The sequence below is a fragment of the Dactylosporangium sp. NPDC005555 genome (assembly GCF_040605635.1).
Classification (GTDB): Bacteria; Actinomycetota; Actinomycetes; order Mycobacteriales; family Micromonosporaceae; genus Dactylosporangium.
Window position 1 is genome coordinate 81,246 of record NZ_JBEXDG010000035.1, and the last position, 19,526, is coordinate 100,771.

Below are 19,526 nucleotides of genomic sequence, written 5' to 3' on the forward strand. Positions count from 1 at the left end.
GCCCGAAATGAGCGCCGCATCCGTCCACCACACCCCTGTCAGCCAGCTCGAGCGCGTCGAGGCGCCGGGCAGCATGCTCACCAAGGCCGCGGCGAAGTCCCTCGCGGTGCTGCGGATCGGCACCGGGTTCGTGTTCCTGTGGGCGTTCCTGGACAAGACGTTCGGCCTGGGCTACTCGACCCCGTCGGCCAAGGCCTGGATCAACGGCGGCTCGCCCACGAAGGGCTTCCTCAGCTCGGTCGACGTGGGCCCGCTGCAGTCGGCGTTCCACGCGATGGCCGGCACCTGGTGGGCGAACTGGCTGTTCATGCTCGGCATGCTCGGCGTCGGTGTGGCCCTGCTCGCCGGGGTCGGCATGCGGATCGCCGCCGCGTCCGGCGCGCTCATCATGGCGATGATGTGGCTGGCCGAATGGCCGGTCGGCGCGACCGGCTCGACCAACCCGTTCGCCGACTACCACCTGATCTACGCGCTCGTGCTGGTGGTGCTGGCCGCCGCGTACGCCGGGCACACCTGGGGCCTCGGCCGCCTGTGGGCGAAGCTGCCCTTCGTCCAGCGCAACCGCTGGCTCATCTGACCCCTTCGGAACCGAAGGACCCGGGACTCGTCGTCCCGGGTCCTTCGCCTGTCAGCGGGGGAAGCCGCCGCGGTCGCCGATCCGCTCGACCTTCTTCGTCGGGCCGGAGACGATCAGGGTGTCGCCGTGCTCGATGACGGTGTCGGGCAGGGCGGTCTCGGCCTCGCGGCCGGCGCGCTTGACGGCGACGACCGTGATGCCGTGCTTGCTGCGCAGGCCCAGCTGGGTCAGGGTCTGCCCGATGGTCTCCTCCGGCGGGCAGACCTTCGCGATCGCGTAGCCGTCGTCGAGCTCGATGAAGTCCAGCAGCTGGCCGGTGACGAGGTGGGCGACGCGCTCCCCCATGTCGGCCTCGGGGTAGACGACGTGCCGGGCGCCGACCCGCTCCAGGATGCGGCCGTGCTTGGCGGAGATGGCCTTGGCCCAGATCTCCTCGACGCCGAGCTCGGTGAGGGCCAGGACGGTCAGGACGCTCGCCTCGATGTCGGTGCCGATGCCGACGACGGCGCGGTTGAACTCGGCGACGCCGATCTGGCGCAGGGCCTCCTCGTCGGTGGAGTCGGCATGTACGACGTGGGTGAGGACGTCGGCGAGCTTCTGCACGATCTCGGCGTTCTCGTCGATGCCGAGGACCTCGTGACCGAGCTCGGTGAGCGACTCGGCGACCTGCCCGCCGAAGCGGCCGAGGCCGATGACCACTACGCCGCCGGACCTGTCACTGTCGCTCATCGAGCCTCCAAAGGCGTCACCCGATGATCGGCCGCTCCTCGGGCAGGCGGTAGCGCAGCTTCCGGTGTCGCAGGGCGATCGCGGAGGCCACCGTGATGGTACCGACCCTGCCGATGAACATCAGTGCGACGAGCGTCAGCTGCCCGGCCGCCGGCAGGGACGCGGTGATGCCGGTGGACAGGCCGGTGGTGGAGAACGCGGCGGTCGCCTCGAACAGGACCCGGTCGAACGGCAGCTCGGTGACGAGCAGCAGGACCAGCGTCCCGGCGGCGACCGTGCCGACGCCGAGCAGGGCGACGGTGACCGCCTGGCGGACGGTCTGGGCGGGCACCCGGCGGGCGCCGACGTTGACGTCGTCCTCGCCGCGGACCTCGGCCCAGATGACGAACGCGAGGAGGAAGAACGTGGTGACCTTGATGCCGCCGGAGGTGCCGGCGCTACCGCCGCCGATGAACATCAGCACGTTGGTGAACGCCAGGGTCTCGGGGCGGACCTCGGCGTAGTCCATGCTGTTGAACCCGGCGGTGCGGGGGCTGACGCCGGAGAACGCGCCGCCGACGATCGTCTGCCACCAGTTGAGCGGCCCGAGGGTGGCAGCGTTGGACCACTCGAAGGCGGTGACGGCGATCATGCCGATGAGCAGCAGGATCACCGAGCCCCAGACGGTGAGCCGGGTGTGGATCGACCAGTGGCGCGGCTTGCGCCATTCGCGGTAGAGCTCCAGCATGACCGGGAAGCCCAGGCCGCCCAGGACGACGGCGACCGCGACGGTGCCGCAGATCCACGGGTCCCCGACGAAGCCGATGAAGCTGTCGGTGTACAGCGTCGTCCCGGCGTTGTTGAACGCGCTGACCGCGTGGAAGACGCCGTGCCAGAGCGCGGTGCCGAAGGTGCCGTCGTAGGTGGTGCGGAACCGGACGGTCAGCACGGCGGCGGCGACCAGCTCGAAGCCGACCATCATGGCGAGGACCCGCAGCAGCAGCGCCCGCACCTCGCCGAGGTTGAGCGAGCGGGTCTCGGCCTGGGCGACAAGCCGGGTGCGCAGCGCCAGCCGGCGGGACACCATCAGGCCCAGGACCGTCGCGAAGGTCATGATGCCGAAGCCGCCGACCTGGATGAGGCCGAGGATGATGCCCTGGCCGGCCGGTGACCAGTAGGTCGCGACGTCCACCGTGCTCATGCCGGTGATGAACACGGACGACGCGGCCGTGAACAGCGCCACCAGGAACGGCGCGGGCTCCCCGGCGGCGCGGGCCGCGGGGAGCATGAGCAGGCCGGTGCCGACGGCGAGCACGGCCAGGAACGCCGTCGGCAACAGGCGGGTCGGGTGCCGCAGGGCACGGAGCATGCGGAAGATCCTATGACCTCACGCTGGTGACGAGGTCCCGTGTCTGCGGGGTCTGCGCCGGTACGTCGTGGGAGACCTCGGGCAGCCAGCCGAGCCAGCGCGGCAGCCACCAGTTGCGCTCGCCGAGCAGGGCCATCGTGGCCGGGAGCAGGACCGCCCGGACGATCGTCGCGTCCAGCAGGACGGCCGCGGCCAGGCCGACGCCGAGCTCCTTCGTCGACACCAGGGGCAGCGTCGCGAACAGCGCGAACACCGCCACCATGACCGCCGCGGCGCTGGTGATGACGCCCGCGGTGGCGGTGATGCCCTCGGTGACCGCCTGCCGGGTCGGCAGCCCGCGGTCGTGGCCCTCACGGATCCGGCTGACCACGAACACGTGGTAGTCCATCGACAGGCCGAACAGGATCACGAACAGGAACAGCGGCATCCAGTTGGTGATGCCGTCCGCGGCGCGGAAGTCCAGCAGCGACTCGAAGTGCCCGTACTGGAAGACGAACACCAGCATCCCGTAGGCCGCGGCCACCGACAGCAGGTTGAGCACCACGCCGGTGGCCGCGACGACGACCGACCGGAAGGACACGAGCAGCAGCAGGAACGCCAGGCCCAGCACGAACCCGAAGACCAGCGGCATGGAGCCGGCGAGCTGGTCGTTGAAGTCCTCCGAGCCCGCCGTGTCGCCGGTGACGCCTACCCATGCGTCCGGGTATCCGGCGAGGGTGGCGGGGATGACGGTGCCGCGCAGCGCCGCGAGGGCCTCCTCGGAGGCGCGGTCGCTGCCGGTGCCGGACAGGCCGACGCTGACGACGGCGACCGTGCCCGCCGGGTTGACCTCGACGGTCACCGGCTCGTGCAGCCGGCCCGTGGCGAGGGCCTGCCGCTTGAACTCCGCGACCGCCGCGTCCCACTCGGTGCCGGTGACGGCGGGCGCCTTGACGACGACCCGGGCGGGGCCGGTGCCGCCGGGGAACGCCGCCTGGATCGCCAGGAACGCCTGCGTGATCGGCGCGCTCGGGGACAGGTCCTCCACGCCCTCGCCCTTGGTGCGCAGGTCGAGCGCCGGCGCGGCGAGGGCGCCGAGCGCGATGACGGCGAGGACGGCCGAGATGAGGGGGCGCTTCAGGACCAGCCGCAGGAACGCGCCCCAGACGCGGTTGCCGGAGCGTTTGCGGTACAGGCCGGGAATCCGGCCGAGGTCGACCCGGTCCCCCAGCGCGGACAGCAGCGCCGGCAGGACGGTCAGCGAGCCGAGGACGGCCGTGGCGACGACGAGGATCGTGCCGACGGCGAAGCTGACGAACGTGGTGTCGCGGGTCAGGAACATCCCCGCCATGGCGACGATGACCGTCAGCCCGGACACCCAGATCGACCGGCCCGACGTCTGCGCGGCGATGACGAGCGCCCGGTGCGGGTCGACGCCGGCGCGCCGCTCGTCGCGCTCCCGGCGGATGTAGAACAGGCAGTAGTCGACCCCGACGGCGAGCCCGACCAGGAGCATGACGTGCATCGTGGTGTCGACGGCCGGCGCGAGGTGGCTGGCGTACGCGAGCAGCCCGACCGCCCCGACGACGGCCGTGACGGCGAGCCCGACCGGCAGCAGCGCGGCGACGATCGCCCCGAACGCGACGAGCAGGATCCCGAGGGTGACGGGGATCGACAGCATCGACAGCCGGTTGAGCCGCTCGTCGAGCTCGTCGCCGATGAGCTTGTCCCCGCTGGCGTCGCCGGCCTCGGCGATGTACAGCTCCGGATGGGCCCGCTGCACGCCCGCGACGGCGTCGAGGACCGGCTGGATGCGGTCCTTCGCGGTCTCCGGGTCCCCGCGGACGGTGAACGTCAGCAGCACCGACTTCCCGTCCTCGGACGTGAGCGGCGCCGCGACCGGCTCGGTGGCGCCGGTCGCCTGCACGGCCTCGGTCACCTCCCGGATTACCTCGGGTGCCGGGCCTTTTTCGGCAGTGATGATGATCATCTCGCCGGCGCCCTGGACGGGGAAGCCGGCCTGCTCGACGACCCGGTCGGCGCGGCCGGACTCGCCGTTGCCGAAGTCTTTGCTGCCCGCCTCGATCATGCCGGCCTGCCCGCTGAGCACGGTCACGCCGACGACGAACACGAGCCATCCGATGATGGCGAGCGCGCGATGGCGGGCGCTCCACACCGCGAACCGCGCCGCGATGCCCTTCACGTTGTCCCTGGATTCCATGCCACGAACGCTATTGACGCCACCGGCCGCGATCGATCCGGCGAGCCCGCTGACCTGAGGTGGGGCGCACGGGCGGCCCCTGGGTAGGGCCAGCCCCACCACCGCTCACGGCGGCGTACGTCGTGCACCGCCGCAACGCGGGCTCCCTCACCATGCTCGGCGGCGCCGTGATCCTCGCCGCCTGGGCGTTCAACGGGTGGTGGACCCTGATGACGGCGAGCACCGGAGACGACGGCCGGCTGCTGGCCGACATCTACTGGCTCCTGGACGCGATCGGCACGGCGCTGCTCATGGCAAGCTACGGCCTGCACCGCCGCCGCTCCCGCACCGGAGCACAGCCGAACGTGCCGCAGCATCAGCCGATGTAGCCGGTCTCCGGGTCGATCTGGGCGAGGAAACCGCGGATGGCCGCCACGTGCTCAGCCGTTGTCGGCGGCGCGGCATCGGACCTGGCCGAGCTGAACCCGTATCCAGGATTCCGTCCCGAGACCCAGGTGTAGTCGTACTGCCCGGGACGCTCGGGCCGCCCGGCCACGCTGAACACCTGTCCGTCGACTTCGAGGCGCATCACACCTCCCATGATTGCGGCTACGCTGCCCGGGTGACAGCGGCGATCGTCACACTTGCCGGGCCGATGCCCGGGCCTGACCGTCCCGGGTGAGCATCGCGGCCAGAGCGGTGCCGGGCGGGAGGTGACGCAGAATCGTCGTCGCGGCGGGCCGGGGCACGCGGTGCAGGGTCTGCACGGCGCGGCGGGGGTCCATCATGGCCAGTGCGCCGACGGCGTCCGCCGGGGCGAGCCGCGCAGCGATCTGGATCGCCGGGCCGAACTCGATCGACTCCAGGATACGCGCGACATCCGGAACCGGGACGCCGGTCAACGCGGCAGCGGCATCGGCCGGGCGGCGGATGGCGGCGATGTCCAGCCGGGCCAGGTGCTCCGGCAGCGGACGCCCCTCGGTGCGCAGCCACTGCCACCAGCCGCGGCTGCCGGCCCGGTGCTCGGGATGCTCCAGCAGCCACAGCACGAACCGCGCTCGCTCCTGCCCGTCGGCGGCGAGCCTGGCGCGCAGGGACGCGTTGTCCAGCGTGCGGGCCAGTTCCCAGTAGCGGTGGTCCTTGCACCGTTGCGGCCGGCCGACCGCGCCGACGATCAGCTCCCGCAGGGCCGCGGCGGACCGGGGCGGCGCGCCGAGGGCGGTGAAGGTCTGCAGGACGGCGTCCTTCAGCGACCACGGCGAGTGCGGCCATGGCCCGTCCCGCCATGCCTGCGGGTCGGTCGCCTCCAGCGTCAAGAACCTGACCGCGGCGCCGGACAGCGGCATCATCCGGAGCCGGCGGACGGGCCAAGGGGATGACAGCAGCTCGCAGAACCGCACGACGGCGCTCACGGCACGACGGTACCGGGGTGCGCGGGTAGACGAGGAAGACGGTGTTGCAGAAGTGGTCGGCCGCGGCCTGGGCTTCTTGGGCGGAGCGGGTGTCGACGGCGGTGCCGCCGGGACGTCACGCCCCCGTCGATGACGAGGTCACGCTGACGGTGATGGCGTCGCGCGGCGAACTGACCGGAAGGCCGGGGTGCGAGGCACCGTTGTCCTCGGCGGCGCGCGGCGGGTGGCCCCTCGGCACGATCGCGCTGACGATCGCCTCGCCCGGGCGGGCGGGCGGGCGGGCGCTGCAGTGGGTGCTGTTCGTCGCGGTCGTCGGTGCACGTCGCGGCGACCGCCTGGTGCTTCTCCGTGCCCGAGATCCGCTGGCACCCCGCCCAGCACGCCAGCGTCAGACGGGCGTCGTGGCGCGGTCCGGGTGGTGGTGGACGGTGAGGTGCGGGGACAGGGCGCGGAGGAAGTCGGGGGCGTCGAAGGCGGCACCCGCCGAGGCGACGCCGGTGGTGCGCACGCGGCCGGTGAGGATGCGGTCGACGGCCTCCACGGCGAGGGGCGCGGTGATGGCGTAGATGTCCTGGCCGGTGGCGACGATGCGGCGTTGCGCCGGGCCTGAGCGGACGACGACGTCGACCATGAAGGTCTGCGCGGAGCGGCCGAGGGCGTCGACCGGGGCCGGGGGCGAGGCGCCCGGGGCGGACAGGTCCGTGGCCGCCCGGACCGTCATGGACGTGCGCACCTCCGGCACCGCCAGGTGGCTCGGCACGGTGACGACGTCGGCCATGGTGAACTCGCCGATGACGTCCTGCGGGCCGAGCGGCGCCGGGAAGGGCCACTCGACCACGGTCGGGGTGTCGTCGTGGTGCACCAGCCGCCCGCCGGAGAAGCGGACCCTGCGGCCACCGCGGCGCTGCCCCGACACCACGCCGGAGACCAGGGTGCCCGGGGTGGGGTGCCAGCTGCTCAGGCCGTAGGCGACGTGCACCTCGTCGGCGGCCGTCCAGTCGCCCATCGCGGTCGTGACGAGCAGGTCGCCGAGGCCGCCGAAGAACGCCATCGCCGGGACCACCGCCGTGTCCGCGGCCTTGAACAGGGCGAACGTGTCCCGGTTCGCCTCGATCTCGGCGGCCACGTCGACGTACGGGATGCCGGCGCGCAACGCGGCCCCGATCAGCGGCGCGGCGGTCGTCGCGAACGGCCCCGCGGTGTTGATGACGGCCGCCGCGCCGTCGAGCGCCCGGTCGAGCGCGGCCGGGTCGTCGACCGCCGCCTGCCGTCCCCCTCGCAGCTTCGCCGCGTTCCGGCCGAGCGGCAGCGGCGTGTACCCACGCGCCTCGAGCTCCGCGACGACGAACCGGCCGGTGTGCCCGGAGGCACCGTACACAGCGACATTGTGATCCACACCGAAATCCTGGCCCTTCCTCGAAGCGCTCGACAGTGTCTGGAACGACGTGACCCGTACAATTTCCGACATGACATCGGTCGCGGTCGCCGTCACCGACGGGATGCTGCACTTCGAGCTGGGCCTGGCCTGCGAGGTGTTCGGCTCCGCCCCGGACGCCGTGCGGGTCCCCTGGTATGACGTCAGCGTCTGCGGCACGGGTCCCGTGCGCGTCGGTCGCTTCACGCTGACGCCGGACCGCGGGCTCGACCACCTGGCCCGGGCCCGCACGGTGATCGTCCCGGCTCTCGCCGACGTCGACGAGGACCCACCGGCCGACCTGGTCCGTGCCGTCCGCGCGGCCCATGCCCACGGCGCCAGGGTGGTCTCGCTGTGCACCGGCGCGTTCGTGCTGGCCGCCGCCGGCATCCTCGACGGGCTGCGCGCCACCACGCACTGGGCGCACACGGACGACCTGGCCGCGCGCTATCCGAAGGTCACGGTCGACCCCGACGTGCTCTACATCGACAACGGCAGCGTGCTCACCTCCGCGGGCAAGGCCGCCGCGATGGACCTGTGCCTGCACCTGGTCCGCCTCGACCACGGCCCCGCGGTCGCCAACGTGGTCGCCCGCCGCCTGGTCGTGCCGCCGCACCGGGCCGGCGGCCAGGCCCAGTACGTCACCACGCCGGTGCCCGCCGGCGACGGCCACCCGCTGGCGTCGCTGCTGCCCTGGGTCATGCGGCGGCTGGACCGTCCGCTCACCGTGGAGGACCTCGCCGCCCGGGCCAACATGAGCTCCCGCCACCTGGCCCGCCACTTCCACGCCGTCACCGGCACCACCCCGCTGCGGTGGCTGCTGACCCAGCGGATCCGCCGCGCCCAGGAGCTCCTCGAGACCACCGACGACAACATCGACACCATCGCCAACGCCGCGGGCATGGGCACCGCGACCACCCTGCGCCGGCACTTCCAGCGAACGGTCGGCGTCCCGCCCGACACCTACCGCCGCACCTTCCGCGCCTCACCGTGACCGACCGGAGCCGCGCCCTCGGCGGCCGGCGTCCGATCGCGGCCGTCCTGGCGGAGCAGCTCCACTCAGTCCAGTCCGAGGGCCAGCCGGGACAGGTCCTCCGCGGTGCGAGGGCGGCCGGGGAACCCCGGGAGCGGGACGAACACGTCCGCGCCGTCGAAGCCGTCGTGCTCCAGCAGGGAGTCGGCGACGAGCAGCGCCATCTGCGTGTCGTCGGTGGCCTCGCCGGCGTCCCAGCCGCCGCCGGGCTCCATGATGGCCTCAGCGGGCACCGGGAAGCGTTCGCGGAACGCGCCGGCCGGGCCGAACTCGAACGGGGCGCCGAGCGCGTCGCCGGCCGCGCAGCCCACCATGGCGCCGGTCACCCGGTCGGCGCGGCTCATCCGATGTCACGGCGCAGGCCGGCGATGAGGAGCGCGACCATGCGGCGGGCGTCGTAGCGGGGGTCGCGGCCGGCGCCGATGCAGAGGTTGCCGGTGCCGTACATGAGCGCGAACGGCTCCACGTCGGCGCGGATCTCGCCGGCGGAGACGGCCGCGGCGACGAGTGAGGTGCAGACCGGGAGCAGGCGGTCGATGAAGTACGCGTGCAGCGACTCGAACGTGGCGTCGTCGGACTGCATCGCCTCGGCGAGGCCGTGTTTGGTGACGAGGAAGTCGACGAACAGGTCGATCCAGGCGGCCAGGGCGGCGTGCGGTGAGGCGCTGCCGGCGAGCAGCGCCGGGCCTGCGCCGGCGCACGCCTCGACCTGGTGGCGGTACACGGCGACGATGAGGTCGGCCCTGGTCGGGAAGTGACGGTAGATCGTGCCGACGCCGACGCCCGCCCTCGCCGCGATGTCGCGGACGGGGACGTCGACGCCGGACGTGACGAAGGCGGCGGCGGCCGCGTCCAGCAGGGTCTGCTCGTTGCGGCGCGCGTCGGCGCGCTTTCGCGGTACGTCCTCCGGCACTGTGACACCCTCCACTTGGCAAACGGAACATGGTTCCGTATGTTTGGTGAGCGGAACATGGTTCCGTTTCAACGAGGATACGGGAGGACCGGTCATGCAGTACCGCACCCTGGGCCGCACCGGCGTGCAGGTCAGCACGCTCGTGCTCGGCGCGATGAACTTCGGCGCCATCGGGCGCACCACGCAGTCCACCGCGACCGCCATCGTCGACGCCGCACTCGAAGGCGGCATCAACATGATCGACACCGCCGACATGTACGGCCAGGGCGAATCCGAACAGATGGTCGGCAAGGCGATCGCCGGCCGCCGCGACGACATCGTGCTCGCGACCAAGGCCGTCATGCCGATGGGCGACGAACGCAACCACCGCGGCGCGTCCCGCCGCTGGCTCGTCACCGAGCTCGACAACAGCCTGCGCCGCCTCGGCGTCTCGCACGTCGACCTGTACCAGATCCACCGCTGGGACCCGACGACCAGCGACGAGGAGACCCTGTCCGCCCTCACCGACCTGCAGCGGGCCGGCAAGATCCGCTACTTCGGCTGCTCGACGTTTCCGGCGTACCGCATCGTGCAGGCCGAGTGGACCGCCCGGCAGCGTGGTCTCGGCCGGTACGTCACCGAACAACCCAGCTACTCGATCCTGCAGCGCGGCATCGAGGCGCACGTCCTGCCGGTGACGCAGGAGTACGAGCTGGGCGTGCTCGCCTGGAGCCCGCTCGCGTCGGGATGGCTGTCGGGCGCGGTCCGGGCCGGCCAGGAGATCACCACGATCCGTGCTTCGATCCTGCCGGAGCGCTTCGACCTCACCGTCCCCGGCAACCAGGCCCGCCTCGACGCCGTCGAGCGACTGTCGAAGGTCGCCGACGCGGCGGGTCTGACGCTGATCCAGCTGGCGCTCGGCTTCGTCACGGCGCATCCGGGCGTCACGAGCGCCATCATCGGCCCGCGCACGGTCGAGCACCTGCGGTCGCAGCTGGCCGCGGCCGACACGGTCCTGCCCGCCGACGTGCTGGACGCGATCGACGAGATCGTGGCGCCGGGCGTCGACCTCGCCCCGCAGGAGAAGTTCGACACCCCTCCTTCGCTGCTCGACCCCTCGTTGCGCCGCCGTCCGTAGCCCCGCCGCCGCGACGGTCCGGCGCGTCGACAGCACCTGTGAGCCACTAGGATGGCCGTCGTGGAGATCGAGGTGGAGGAAGGCGCGTTCGTCGAGGTGCCGACCGCCGACGCGACCGGCATGGACCGGCGCGCGTTCGGCGAGTTCGTCAGCCACCGCGGCGAGATGGCGTCGTACGCGTTCGGCTGGACCACCGGCGCCGACCCGCACGCCGGCCACCTCACGATCGGTATGGGCGTCGGCAACCCGGGCGGCGGCACGTTCCACGCCCGGGTCGTCCAGCACGGCGACGGGCACGGGCTGGCGCTCACCGACGAGCCGTTCGAGCGCGTCCCCGAGGGCGGCCCCGACCTGACCGCCGCGCAGGCCCGTGCCCACGACACGCTGCCGTTCATCTGGTGGGTCGCCGACCTCGTCCTGGAGCGCGACCGCCGCGCCGCGTGGATGCTGCACTGGCTGCTGGGCACCAACAGCATCCAGACCCTCGAGGTCTTCGAGCGCCGCGAGCCCATCCTGTACGTCAGCCACGACGCCGGCGACGGCAGCTGGCAGCTGATCGGCCCGTCCGACGCCGACCCGACCACCGGCAAGCTCGGCCACCTGCACCACGCCGTCGACGAGGACCCCACCCTCGTCGACATCCTGGACCTCGCCCCCGGCGAGTCCGCGACCCGCGCCGCCCCCGGCGCCCCCTGGACCCGCCACCCCGCCTGACCGTGGAGGCGCTCTGGTCCCGTCCGCTGCACGCCCGACCCGGCACCCACGCCGTCGCCGCGGAAGGCGGTGTGCTCGTCGTGGCGGAGCGGCACTCCCGGCTGGCCCGGCTCGACCCCCGCAGCGGGGAAATGCTGTGGGAGCACCGGATCGAGTCCCGCTGGGGCAGCGCCGCGGTCGGCGGCGGCCACTGCCTGTATGTGAGCCAGACCGGCGTCCTGGACTGCCTCGACGCACACGACGGCAGGCCACGATGGCAGCTGCGGATGCCCGCGCACCAGCACCACCTGACGGTCGGCGGAGACCTCGCTTTCGTCGGCGGCTGGCGTGGGTACCGGCCGATGACCCGCATCCGGCTCTCCGACGGCACACCGGTCCCGGGCGTTGTCACGTCCGCGGACGTCAGCCGGCCGGTGCCGGTCGGCTCCGGCGCCCTGCTCTTCGCCGCCCGGGACGAGCCAGCGCTGTACCTGGTCCGGTCCGTCGATCGGGCGGACCGTTGGGTTGTTCCGGCGCCCGTGGACTTTCCCGATGCCGGCGACGCGTTCGGCGACGGGGTCGTCTTCGTCTGCGGCCGGCGCACCGTCATGGCGTTCGGCCCCGAGCGCGGTGTACAAGCGCTGTGGCGGCATGACCGGGACCTGCCGTGGTGTCCGCCGGTGCTCGGCGGCGGCACGCTGTGGCTCGCGGAGGACGCGTCGGTCACCGTCGTCGACCTCGTCACCGGTGGGCGGACCGTGGTGACGGACCTGCCGCGGGGTGCGGTCTGCGCGGGCGTCGCCACGCCCGCCGGTGCGCTGCTGCCGCGCGGCGACGGGCATCTGGTCGTGGTCGACCGGTCAGGCCGGATCTGCGCCAGGGTCCGTGTCCCCGCCCCGATCGACCGGCTCCTGCCCGGCGACGGTGACCTCGTCCACGTCGCCGGCAAGGGCCACCTCACGACGCTCGGCGCGTAGCGCGGTTTCGCGGCGCGTAGCGCGGTTTCGCGGCGCGTAGCGCGGTTTCGCGGCGCGTAGCGCGGTTTCGCGGCGCGTAGCGCGGTGATGCGGCGCGTCTGCGCTCGGCGCAGGAGGTTGGAGAGGTGGTGAAGCTCATGCAGCCGGCAACGGCAGGTGGGCCGGAGCCTGTGGAGCCGGTGCGGGGACGCGGCAGGAAGATCGTCCTGTTCGGGTTGCTCGCGCTGATGGCCACGGTCACCGCGCTCGTGGTCACCTTCGTCGTGTTCGTCGCGCCCGCGGCAGGTGCCGCCGGCGGTTGCGGCGGGGGGCTGACCGGCACGGTCGCGATCGGGCCGGGGACGCTCGTCGCCGGCCCTTCGCTCAGCGGACCGCCGCCGGGTCCGGGTCGCGCCGCGGCAGCAGGAACGGCAGGCGCTCCGTCAGGAACCGGCGCGGGAACGCGTCCCTGAGCCGCCACAGCCCGCGTCGATCACGAAGTGCGCCATCAACAGCAGCCACTGCAGCGCCTGCCCCGGCGGCGCGTCCCGGCCGGCGCGAGCGCGACCGTCACCGCGACCGCGCCCACGACCAGGGTCAACGCGATCGTGCCGAGAAGCCACATCCGCCGCACCCCACCGACGATAACGACGCCGTGCACCCCTGAGGTACAGGCGCGGTGGGCGTGGCACACTGGGCGGATGCGAGCACTCCGAAAGGCGCATGGCGCGTAACTCCCCCGGCGCGGTCCGCGCCCGAGCACCGCGGCGGTCCGAGGCCGGCGCGAAGGTCCGTCCCATCGACGGAATGTCGAGCCGCGCGAACGCGGCGATCGTCAGGTTGCAGACGCAGCGTCCCGACGTCGGACGCGTCGGAGATGCGCTGCGGTACTACCAACGGATGGTTCTGCGGCCGGGGCGCTGGGCGGAGCTGTCTTCCGACAGGTGCCCCTGTCCGGGCTGCGACTTCAGCGACGAGCGCGACGTCCTGGAGGCGGCGCTGCACCTGCTGCCGGCGCAGGCGGCCCGGGAGCTGCGGCGGATGGTGAGCGCCCTGGACGAGGTGTTCCTCCGCAAGACCCTGCCGGACCCGGCCGCGACGTCCCGCACCGCGTGGTGGCGGCGCCGCGTCGACGGGTCGTGAGCCGCGTCCCGCCGGCCGTTCAGCGCAGGACGTCGGCCGGCGGGAGGTCGCGGGTCGCGGCGTGGACGAGCCGCATCGCGCCGCCGGTCACGCGTCGCACCTAGAGGATGGCGAAATTCGCCATGTCGACGACGGGGTGGTAGCCGAGGGCGGCATAGATCTTGTTGGAGGTGGGGTTGGCCTGGTCGGTGAAGAGGCAGACGCGGTGGCCGGCGGACCGCAGGAGGTGGGAGACGCCGGCGACGGCGTTGCTGGCGTAGCCGTGGCCTCGCTCGTCCGGGGGTGTGTACACGGGGGCGATGCGGGCGACGCCGAACGACGGCGGGGTCGCGCCGACGAGGCTCACGGGGCGGCCCGAGGGGTCGAGCCAGCACCAGAGCAGGCCGGCGTCGATGCGGCGCCGCAGCTCCGGGCGGTCCGGTGGGGTGTGGGTGCCGGAGCCCCGCGGGCGGCCGGCCTGCTCGTCGGCGTCGGCCATGAACGCCGTGACCCAGGCGCTGATCAGGTCCAGGTCGTCCGGGGTCGCCGCGGCGAGGCGGCCCGGCGAAGGGGCTGGCCGGACCAGCGAACGGAGCTCGTGCAGACGGGTGTGGACGTGGACCTCGGACCGGCCGCCGGTGAGGCGGGCGAGTTCGGCGGCGCACAGCGCGGAGGCGGGCAGGGCACCGTTGACCGCGAGGGTCTCCTCGCCCCGGTCGTGCAACGCGCGGGCCAGCGAGACGGCGGCCTCGTCGGGCATCGGCAGCAGGTACAGCGGATACGGCGCGGTCGGGGACGTCCGCATCCCCGCGCCGACGACACGACCGTCGGCGGAGCGCACCGTCAGCCACCAGAACGGCGGGCCGCCGACGGGCAAGGTCCGGGCCTTGTGGGCGTTCGCCGTCACGACCGTGTTCAGGACCGGGTCGGCGGCGAGGTGGTCACCGGCCGCGGCGAGGAAGCGGGTCGCGTCGGTGGTGAACTCGAGAGCAACCATCCGAATAAGGTATCCGTGTGTCGATGACGTTGCTGGTACCGGCGGACCCGCTGCGGCCCCGTCGCCCCGACGAGCACTTCGCCGCGGAGGCCGATGCCGCCCGCGACGCGGGCCTGGACGTGGCCGTGGTCGACCATGACGCGTTGACGAGCCCGGACGGCGCGCGGCGCGGCGTCGCCCGCGTCAAGGAAAGCGGCAAGGAAAGCGGCAAGCAGGGCGGCAAGCAAGGCGGCAGGGACGACGGCGAGGAGGGCGGCAAGGCCGTTTACCGGGGCTGGATGCTGCGCGCGGAGCAGTACGCGGCGTTCGCCGGGGCGCTCGAGGACCGGGACGTCACGTTGCGCACGGACGCCGCGCAGTATCGGCGGGCGCACGAGCTGCCCGGCTGGTACGCGGCGCTCGCGGCTGTCACACCACCCACGACGTGGACGGTCGGCGACGACCGGGAGGCGTTCGAGCGGGCGGCCTGCGACCTCGGGCCCGGCCCGGCGGTCCTGCGCGACTACACGAAGTCGATGAAGCACCACTGGCACGAGGCCGCGTTCATCCCCGACCTCGCCGACGCCGGCGCCGCGTGGACGGTCGCGTCGCGGTTCCGCGAGCTGCGCGACGACGACTTCACCGGCGGGTTCGTGCTCCGCCGGTTCGAGGACCTGACGAAGGCCGAGGTCCGCACCTGGTGGGTGGACGGCGCGTGCCGGCTGGTCGGCGCGCACCCCGACACCCCGGACGAGCTGCCGGCCGCCGACCTCGACCTGTCCGCCGTGGCGCCGCTCGTCGCCGCGCTGGGTCTGCCGTTCGTCACGGTCGACCTGGCGCTGCGGGCCGACGGCGTGTGGCGGGTCATCGAGCTCGGCGACGGTCAGGTCAGCGACCGCCCGACCAGCATCGACCCGTCGCCGTTCATCGCGGCGCTGGTGCGATCGTGAGCACCGGCCGGTCCGGGCCCGCGAGGACCGGCCCGGCCTCGACCCGCCAGCGCTGGTGCGGGGTCAGCCCCCGCACGGTGTCGCCGGCCCGCAGCGCCTGGCCCTCGATCATGCGCGAGGCGGTGGCCGCGAGGTAGGCGTCGATGGACTCCGGCGGCAGCGCGCCGCACACACACTGCAGGTCGGGCAGGCCCAGCGGGGCGAGCCCCAGGGTGTCCAGCACGAGTCCGCCGGCGGCGGTGTGCCTGCGCACGTTGACCACGCCGGGGCGCTCCGCGTCGGGCGGCGTGGCGAGCGCGCTCGCCGGCCACCAGACGCCGGCCGGTCCCGTCTCGTCGGCGAGCCCGCGCACGACGGCGGTCAACGCCCGCACCCGGTCGGCGGGGGCGAACGACGTGCCGAAGACCTCGCAGACCGTCACGGAGTGCGTGACGGCGCCCATCACCTTCGCCGCGTCCTGCCAGTCGCGGGTGTGGGTGAGGTCCCGGCGGTCCTGCGAGAGCACGGGCCGGCCGACCGACACCAGGAGCCGGATCGGGTCGGCGACGGTGAGCTCCGGGAACCCGACCACCCACCCGCCGCCGCGGCTCGTGCCGTCGGCGAGCTCGGCGGACGGCCAGTACCGCCGGATCGCGGCGAGACCCGGACGCAGCCGCACCGCGTCGGTGTAGCAGAGCTCCGCCGCCAGTCCAGCGCTCATCGGGGCATCATGTCACGGCACCGGCACCGACAGCCCGTACGCGGGTCACCGGCTCCGGAGGTCCCTGAGCCGAGCCGCCGCGACCGTCTCGGGGTGGTCCGCGCCGTACAGCGCGACGCACGCCTCGACGACGGCCGCGAGCTGCACCGCCGCGTTGGTGTCATCGCCCTGCAGCAGCATGACCCGGGCCAGCCCGGCGAGGGCCGCGACGTGCGCCGGATCCCGTGGGTCGGTGCGCTCGGCGGCGCGCACATAGGCACCGTGAGCGCCGATCAGGTCCCGCTGCTCCCGCAGTACCATCGCGAGTTCCGATGTCTGGCCGGCGCGCTCGTACTGCGTCCGCGCGCCCATCAGGTCACCGGCCGCGAGCCTGGCGGTCGCCGGGTCGTCCGGTGCGGCCTGCCGCCGGGCCATGGTGGTGTCCGGGTGCGACGGGCCGAACAGCTCCTCGTAGAGGGCCGCGACCTGCCCGTGCCGGGGGTCCGGGTCGGTCCGCGTGACACCGTTCAGCGCGGCGACCGTCTCCGGGTGCGCGTCGCCGAGCAGCCGCCGGCAGCGGTCGAGAGTGTCCCGGTAGCGGTCGCCGGCCGCGGTCCGCTCCCCGTGCGTGAGCAGCGCCGCGGCGAGCCCGTTGGCGGCGGCGACCGTCGGCAGCGCGTCCTCGCCCAGGTCGCGGAGGTTCCGCTCGTACAGGCCGCGCCACACCCCGACGGCCCGGCCGGTGTCGCCGAGGGCGAGGTGGGCGGCGGCGAGCCCCTCGTGCAGGTCGAACGCGAGGTGGTCGCCGCGGCCGATCGCCTCCTCGAAGCGCGCGGCGGCCCCCGCGTGGTCGCCGCGCCCGGCCCGGTCGAGCGCGTCCTCGTACAGGTCGTGGATGGCGTCCTCGACCCGCCGCTCCGCGCGGCGGGCGCGCACCTCGCGCCACTTCAGCCAGGCGACGGCGACGACGAGCAGCGCCACCACGGCGAAGACCCACGGGCCGGCACGGTCGGCGAGGCCCGCCACGACGCACGCGAGCGGACAGCCGAGGACGAGCATAGCCAGTGTCAGCTCGACCGCCCGGCGTGACCGCGTGCGCTCCACCATGGCTCATCATCGCCACCACCGACCCGGACATCGACCACTTCGTCGGACACCTGTCACGGCTGTGGATGCGGGTGCAACGGTTCCGGGCGGTCAGGTCGTCATGGACAACATGGGAATCATCGTGCGACGCGCCGCTGTGCCGTTCGTGATCATCGCCGCGGCCGTGCTGGTCGGGGTCGCGGCGTGTGCGGCCGCCGGGCCCACCGGGCCGGCCGGTCCGGTGCAGGGTCCGGAGACGCCGGCGCCGGTCGCGATCACCGTCAACCCGAGTGCGCTGCCGGTGGGAGACCCGGTGCCGACGGGGATCGCCGTCGGGCGGCAGGAGCTGGTGCTGTACTTCTGGGGGACGGCGGAGCAGCCGTACCTCGACCAGGCGTGGCGGGACCAGGGCAGCGGCGCCGTCGACGTCGACCACCCGTGCGCCGGGGGCCGCGCGGTCACCGCGATGACGATGGGTGACCTGAAGGGCAAGCTGTTCGGGGTCACGCAGTGTGTCACGCCCGACGGCACGCTCATCGAGTTCGGCGGTGTGTGGGCCGAGGCGGGCAGGATCACCAGCCAGGCCGGCGGTGCCACGGTGGAGGCACGGTACGCCCGCTGGAGCAGGAACCCGCAGGTCACCATCTTCTGGCTGAGCCGCAAGGGCAAGCCGCTGCCCGACAGCGTCGCCGACGGCAAGGGCGGGACGTCGCCGCTGCCGCCCGAGAACTATCCGCTGCTCACCGCGTACGACGCGAAGGGCACCACCATCGACAGCCTGCGGCTGCGCCCGCCGGTGATCGAGCCGAAGAGCGCCTGACCCTTCAGCGCCACGCCGCCGGCGCATCGGTCACCTCGGGCGGACACCTCGCGATGTCGTGCGCAGCAGCCGGCGACCTCGCGGCCGGACCCGCTGTCAGACGTGGATGTCGGCGACCAGGGGCTCGTCGGCGGGCGGCGATGTTGGCGGTGGCGGTCAGCCGTCGAGTGAGGCGCGGACGTGGCGGCGGGCGTCGTGGATGCGGGACTTCAGCGTGCCGGCCGGGATGTTCAGGTGGCCGGCGATCTCCTCGTAGGACAACTGGCACAGGTCGCGCAGGACCAGTGGGGCGACGAGCTCCGCCCGGTGCGCCTCCAGCTGCTCCAGCGCGTCGAGCAGGTCCAGGCGGGAGCCGGCGATGACGCTCGTCGTGCGCGGGTCCGCGGTGTCGAAGGGCAGCTGCGGCGTCGACTGCTCACCCGCGCGGCGCTTCAGGGTGCGATACGTCTGCCGGGCGCAGTTGGCCGTCACCGCATACAACCAGGTGGCGAAGCGGGCCCGGCCGTCGAAGGTGGAGATCTTCGTGGCGACCTGGAGCAGCGTGTCCTGGCAGGCCTCCTCGGCGTCCTGCCGGCAGGGCAGGATCCGCTGGCACTGACGCATGACCTGCGGCCCGATCCGGGCCAGCAACGCGTCGAGCGCGGTCGTGTCGCCGGCCGCGGCTCTGGTCGCGAGCGCCTCGATGTCATGATCGTCTGCCGGCATGCCGTCCCCTGCCCCCCGTTTCGTGTGGCTCATAATACGGTCGTGCCAGTTCCTGACAACATCGGTCGATATCGCGTGCTGCGGCGCATCGGGTCGGGGGCGTTCGCCACCGTGTGGCTCGGTGCCGACGACGCGCTCGACGCCTCGGTGGCGATCAAGGTGCTGGCGGACAACTGGACCTACCACGCTGATCTGCGGGCCCGCTTCGAGGAGGAGGGCAGGATCATGCGGCGGACCGACTCGCCGCTGCTGGTCCGGGTCCTCGACGTCGGTGAGCTGCCGGACGGGCGGCCGTATCTCGTGATGCCGTTCGCCGCCGGCGGTACCCTCGCCGACCGCCTCACCGACGGGCCGCTGCCGGTCGCCGAGGCGCTCCTCGTGGCCGCCGACATCGCGGGTGCCGTCGCGGACCTGCACGCGGCCGGGGTCCTGCACCGCGACCTGAAGCCGTCCAACGTGCTGTTCCAGCCCGCGCCGGGGCGGGACCGGGTGCTCGTCGCGGATCTCGGGCTGGCCAAGGCCCTTGCCAATGCCTCCGGTTTCACCATCGCCGCCGGTACGCCCGGCTACGCGGCACCCGAGCAGGCGAAGCCGGGTGGCGGGCTGGACGTGCGCGCCGACGTCTTCGGCATCGGCGCGACCCTGCACCACATGCTCACCGGACGGCCACCGGCGGCGGCGGGCGACAGGCCGTCGAAGTCGCGGCCGGGGGTGCCGTCCGCGGTGGACGACATCGTGCGCCGCGCGCTGCACCCGGACCCGCGCCGCCGCTTCGCGTCCGCCGCCGAGCTCGCCGCCGAGCTGCGGCAGGCGGCCG

At 73.5% G+C, this 19,526-nt stretch carries 23 protein-coding genes; 11 read left to right on the forward strand and 12 right to left on the reverse strand.

The window, feature by feature from the left end; genetic code table 11:
* Window positions 1–7 precede the first annotated feature (7 nt).
* Complete coding sequence (locus ABZS58_RS32355) at window positions 8–577, forward strand: hypothetical protein (RefSeq protein WP_354787035.1); 570 nt, start codon at window positions 8–10, stop codon at window positions 575–577.
* Between the two features lie 51 nt (window positions 578–628).
* Here the strand turns inward: ABZS58_RS32355 and ABZS58_RS32360 are convergent, their stop codons facing one another.
* The 3 genes from ABZS58_RS32360 to ABZS58_RS32370 are packed head-to-tail and all read right to left on the reverse strand — an operon-like array spanning window position 629 to window position 4,854.
* Window positions 629–1,306: a TrkA family potassium uptake protein gene (locus ABZS58_RS32360; RefSeq protein ID WP_354787036.1), complete on the reverse strand. Its 678-nt coding sequence runs from the start codon at window positions 1,304–1,306 to the stop codon at window positions 629–631.
* Window positions 1,307–1,322: 16 nt separating this feature from the next.
* The gene (locus ABZS58_RS32365; protein ID WP_354787037.1) at window positions 1,323–2,654 is read right to left on the reverse strand and encodes a potassium transporter TrkG; all 1,332 of its coding nucleotides are present in this window, start codon (window positions 2,652–2,654) and stop codon (window positions 1,323–1,325) included.
* A gap of 10 nt (window positions 2,655–2,664) precedes the next feature.
* Window positions 2,665–4,854: an MMPL family transporter gene (locus tag ABZS58_RS32370; protein ID WP_354787038.1), complete on the reverse strand. Its 2,190-nt coding sequence runs from the start codon at window positions 4,852–4,854 to the stop codon at window positions 2,665–2,667.
* A 122-nt stretch (window positions 4,855–4,976) separates the two neighbouring features.
* Between ABZS58_RS32370 and ABZS58_RS32375 the strand changes: the two genes are divergently transcribed.
* Entirely contained in the window at window positions 4,977–5,222 is a 246-nt protein-coding gene (locus tag ABZS58_RS32375) for a hypothetical protein (protein ID WP_354787039.1), read from the forward strand.
* Here the strand turns inward: ABZS58_RS32375 and ABZS58_RS32380 are convergent.
* The 3 genes from ABZS58_RS32380 to ABZS58_RS32390 all read right to left on the reverse strand — a co-directional run bounded on the left by ABZS58_RS32380 (window position 5,210) and on the right by ABZS58_RS32390 (window position 7,623).
* Window positions 5,210–5,422, reverse strand: coding sequence for a hypothetical protein (locus ABZS58_RS32380; protein WP_354787040.1), 213 nt, complete (start codon window positions 5,420–5,422; stop codon window positions 5,210–5,212). The two genes, ABZS58_RS32375 and ABZS58_RS32380, sit on opposite strands and share 13 nt — an antisense overlap.
* 49 nt (window positions 5,423–5,471) lie before the next feature.
* A complete protein-coding gene (locus ABZS58_RS32385; RefSeq protein ID WP_354787041.1) occupies window positions 5,472–6,245 on the reverse strand; it encodes a hypothetical protein in 774 nt (257 codons plus the stop codon).
* Window positions 6,246–6,633: 388 nt separating this feature from the next.
* Window positions 6,634–7,623 (reverse strand): saccharopine dehydrogenase, encoded by a 990-nt coding sequence (locus ABZS58_RS32390; protein ID WP_354787042.1) that lies wholly within the window; start codon window positions 7,621–7,623, stop codon window positions 6,634–6,636.
* Window positions 7,624–7,711: 88 nt separating this feature from the next.
* Between ABZS58_RS32390 and ABZS58_RS32395 the strand changes: the two genes are divergently transcribed.
* Window positions 7,712–8,653, forward strand: coding sequence for a helix-turn-helix domain-containing protein (locus ABZS58_RS32395; protein ID WP_354787043.1), 942 nt, complete (start codon window positions 7,712–7,714; stop codon window positions 8,651–8,653).
* A 65-nt stretch (window positions 8,654–8,718) separates the two neighbouring features.
* Here ABZS58_RS32395 and ABZS58_RS32400 read toward each other — a convergent pair whose 3' ends face one another.
* The gene (locus ABZS58_RS32400) at window positions 8,719–9,036 is read right to left on the reverse strand and encodes an ADP-ribosylglycohydrolase family protein (RefSeq protein ID WP_354787044.1); all 318 of its coding nucleotides are present in this window, start codon (window positions 9,034–9,036) and stop codon (window positions 8,719–8,721) included.
* Window positions 9,033–9,605, reverse strand: coding sequence for a TetR/AcrR family transcriptional regulator (locus ABZS58_RS32405; RefSeq protein ID WP_354787045.1), 573 nt, complete (start codon window positions 9,603–9,605; stop codon window positions 9,033–9,035). Before ABZS58_RS32405 ends, ABZS58_RS32400 begins: the two co-directional genes overlap by 4 nt.
* A gap of 94 nt (window positions 9,606–9,699) precedes the next feature.
* On the opposite strand from ABZS58_RS32405, the gene ABZS58_RS32410 reads away from it, so the two are divergent.
* The 5 genes from ABZS58_RS32410 to ABZS58_RS32430 all read left to right on the forward strand — a co-directional run bounded on the left by ABZS58_RS32410 (window position 9,700) and on the right by ABZS58_RS32430 (window position 13,514).
* The gene (locus ABZS58_RS32410; protein WP_354787046.1) at window positions 9,700–10,722 is read left to right on the forward strand and encodes an aldo/keto reductase; all 1,023 of its coding nucleotides are present in this window, start codon (window positions 9,700–9,702) and stop codon (window positions 10,720–10,722) included.
* Between the two features lie 60 nt (window positions 10,723–10,782).
* On the forward strand, window positions 10,783–11,436 hold the full coding sequence (locus ABZS58_RS32415; RefSeq protein WP_354787047.1) for a hypothetical protein: 654 nt from the start codon (window positions 10,783–10,785) through the stop codon (window positions 11,434–11,436).
* Between the two features lie 2 nt (window positions 11,437–11,438).
* Window positions 11,439–12,392, forward strand: a complete 954-nt coding sequence (locus ABZS58_RS32420; protein WP_354787048.1) for a PQQ-binding-like beta-propeller repeat protein — start codon at window positions 11,439–11,441, stop codon at window positions 12,390–12,392.
* 125 nt (window positions 12,393–12,517) lie between these two features.
* A complete protein-coding gene (locus tag ABZS58_RS32425; RefSeq protein ID WP_354787049.1) occupies window positions 12,518–12,844 on the forward strand; it encodes a hypothetical protein in 327 nt (108 codons plus the stop codon).
* 250 nt (window positions 12,845–13,094) lie between these two features.
* On the forward strand, window positions 13,095–13,514 hold the full coding sequence (locus tag ABZS58_RS32430; RefSeq protein WP_354787050.1) for a hypothetical protein: 420 nt from the start codon (window positions 13,095–13,097) through the stop codon (window positions 13,512–13,514).
* A 100-nt stretch (window positions 13,515–13,614) separates the two neighbouring features.
* Here the strand turns inward: ABZS58_RS32430 and ABZS58_RS32435 are convergent, their stop codons facing one another.
* A complete protein-coding gene (locus tag ABZS58_RS32435) occupies window positions 13,615–14,490 on the reverse strand; it encodes a GNAT family N-acetyltransferase (RefSeq protein WP_354787051.1) in 876 nt (291 codons plus the stop codon).
* Between the two features lie 23 nt (window positions 14,491–14,513).
* Here ABZS58_RS32435 and ABZS58_RS32440 point away from each other — a divergent pair, with 23 nt between their 5' ends.
* Window positions 14,514–15,419: an ATP-grasp domain-containing protein gene (locus ABZS58_RS32440; RefSeq protein ID WP_354787052.1), complete on the forward strand. Its 906-nt coding sequence runs from the start codon at window positions 14,514–14,516 to the stop codon at window positions 15,417–15,419.
* Here the strand turns inward: ABZS58_RS32440 and ABZS58_RS32445 are convergent.
* A complete protein-coding gene (locus ABZS58_RS32445) occupies window positions 15,394–16,119 on the reverse strand; it encodes a DUF4261 domain-containing protein (RefSeq protein WP_354787053.1) in 726 nt (241 codons plus the stop codon). The genes ABZS58_RS32440 and ABZS58_RS32445 overlap by 26 nt on opposite strands.
* 45 nt (window positions 16,120–16,164) lie before the next feature.
* Entirely contained in the window at window positions 16,165–17,205 is a 1,041-nt protein-coding gene (locus ABZS58_RS32450) for a tetratricopeptide repeat protein (RefSeq protein ID WP_354787054.1), read from the reverse strand.
* Between the two features lie 109 nt (window positions 17,206–17,314).
* Here ABZS58_RS32450 and ABZS58_RS32455 point away from each other — a divergent pair, with 109 nt between their 5' ends.
* On the forward strand, window positions 17,315–18,004 hold the full coding sequence (locus ABZS58_RS32455; RefSeq protein ID WP_354787055.1) for a hypothetical protein: 690 nt from the start codon (window positions 17,315–17,317) through the stop codon (window positions 18,002–18,004).
* Window positions 18,005–18,160: 156 nt separating this feature from the next.
* Here ABZS58_RS32455 and ABZS58_RS32460 read toward each other — a convergent pair whose 3' ends face one another.
* Window positions 18,161–18,709 carry an RNA polymerase sigma factor gene (locus ABZS58_RS32460; protein WP_354787056.1) on the reverse strand — a complete coding sequence of 183 codons (549 nt, stop codon included), beginning with the start codon at window positions 18,707–18,709 and terminating at the stop codon, window positions 18,161–18,163.
* 42 nt (window positions 18,710–18,751) lie between these two features.
* On the opposite strand from ABZS58_RS32460, the gene ABZS58_RS32465 reads away from it, so the two are divergent.
* The coding region (locus tag ABZS58_RS32465; protein ID WP_354787057.1) for a serine/threonine-protein kinase at window positions 18,752–19,526 on the forward strand (775 nt) is incomplete at its 3' end.

What these genes read in the sequence shown, in the direction of transcription:
- ABZS58_RS32355 (WP_354787035.1), top strand. Translation starts at nt 8, where the DNA reads ATGAGCGCCGCATCCGTCCACCACACCCCTGTCAGCCAGCTCGAGCGC.
- ABZS58_RS32360 (WP_354787036.1), bottom strand. Translation starts at nt 1,306, where the DNA reads ATGAGCGACAGTGACAGGTCCGGCGGCGTAGTGGTCATCGGCCTCGGC.
- ABZS58_RS32365 (WP_354787037.1), bottom strand. Translation starts at nt 2,654, where the DNA reads ATGCTCCGTGCCCTGCGGCACCCGACCCGCCTGTTGCCGACGGCGTTC.
- ABZS58_RS32370 (WP_354787038.1), bottom strand. Translation starts at nt 4,854, where the DNA reads ATGGAATCCAGGGACAACGTGAAGGGCATCGCGGCGCGGTTCGCGGTG.
- ABZS58_RS32380 (WP_354787040.1), bottom strand. Translation starts at nt 5,422, where the DNA reads ATGCGCCTCGAAGTCGACGGACAGGTGTTCAGCGTGGCCGGGCGGCCC.
- ABZS58_RS32395 (WP_354787043.1), top strand. Translation starts at nt 7,712, where the DNA reads ATGACATCGGTCGCGGTCGCCGTCACCGACGGGATGCTGCACTTCGAG.
- ABZS58_RS32400 (WP_354787044.1), bottom strand. Translation starts at nt 9,036, where the DNA reads ATGAGCCGCGCCGACCGGGTGACCGGCGCCATGGTGGGCTGCGCGGCC.
- ABZS58_RS32410 (WP_354787046.1), top strand. Translation starts at nt 9,700, where the DNA reads ATGCAGTACCGCACCCTGGGCCGCACCGGCGTGCAGGTCAGCACGCTC.
- ABZS58_RS32430 (WP_354787050.1), top strand. Translation starts at nt 13,095, where the DNA reads ATGGCGCGTAACTCCCCCGGCGCGGTCCGCGCCCGAGCACCGCGGCGG.
- ABZS58_RS32435 (WP_354787051.1), bottom strand. Translation starts at nt 14,490, where the DNA reads ATGGTTGCTCTCGAGTTCACCACCGACGCGACCCGCTTCCTCGCCGCG.
- ABZS58_RS32440 (WP_354787052.1), top strand. Translation starts at nt 14,514, where the DNA reads ATGACGTTGCTGGTACCGGCGGACCCGCTGCGGCCCCGTCGCCCCGAC.
- ABZS58_RS32445 (WP_354787053.1), bottom strand. Translation starts at nt 16,119, where the DNA reads ATGAGCGCTGGACTGGCGGCGGAGCTCTGCTACACCGACGCGGTGCGG.
- ABZS58_RS32450 (WP_354787054.1), bottom strand. Translation starts at nt 17,205, where the DNA reads ATGGTGGAGCGCACGCGGTCACGCCGGGCGGTCGAGCTGACACTGGCT.
- ABZS58_RS32455 (WP_354787055.1), top strand. Translation starts at nt 17,315, where the DNA reads ATGGGAATCATCGTGCGACGCGCCGCTGTGCCGTTCGTGATCATCGCC.
- ABZS58_RS32460 (WP_354787056.1), bottom strand. Translation starts at nt 18,709, where the DNA reads ATGCCGGCAGACGATCATGACATCGAGGCGCTCGCGACCAGAGCCGCG.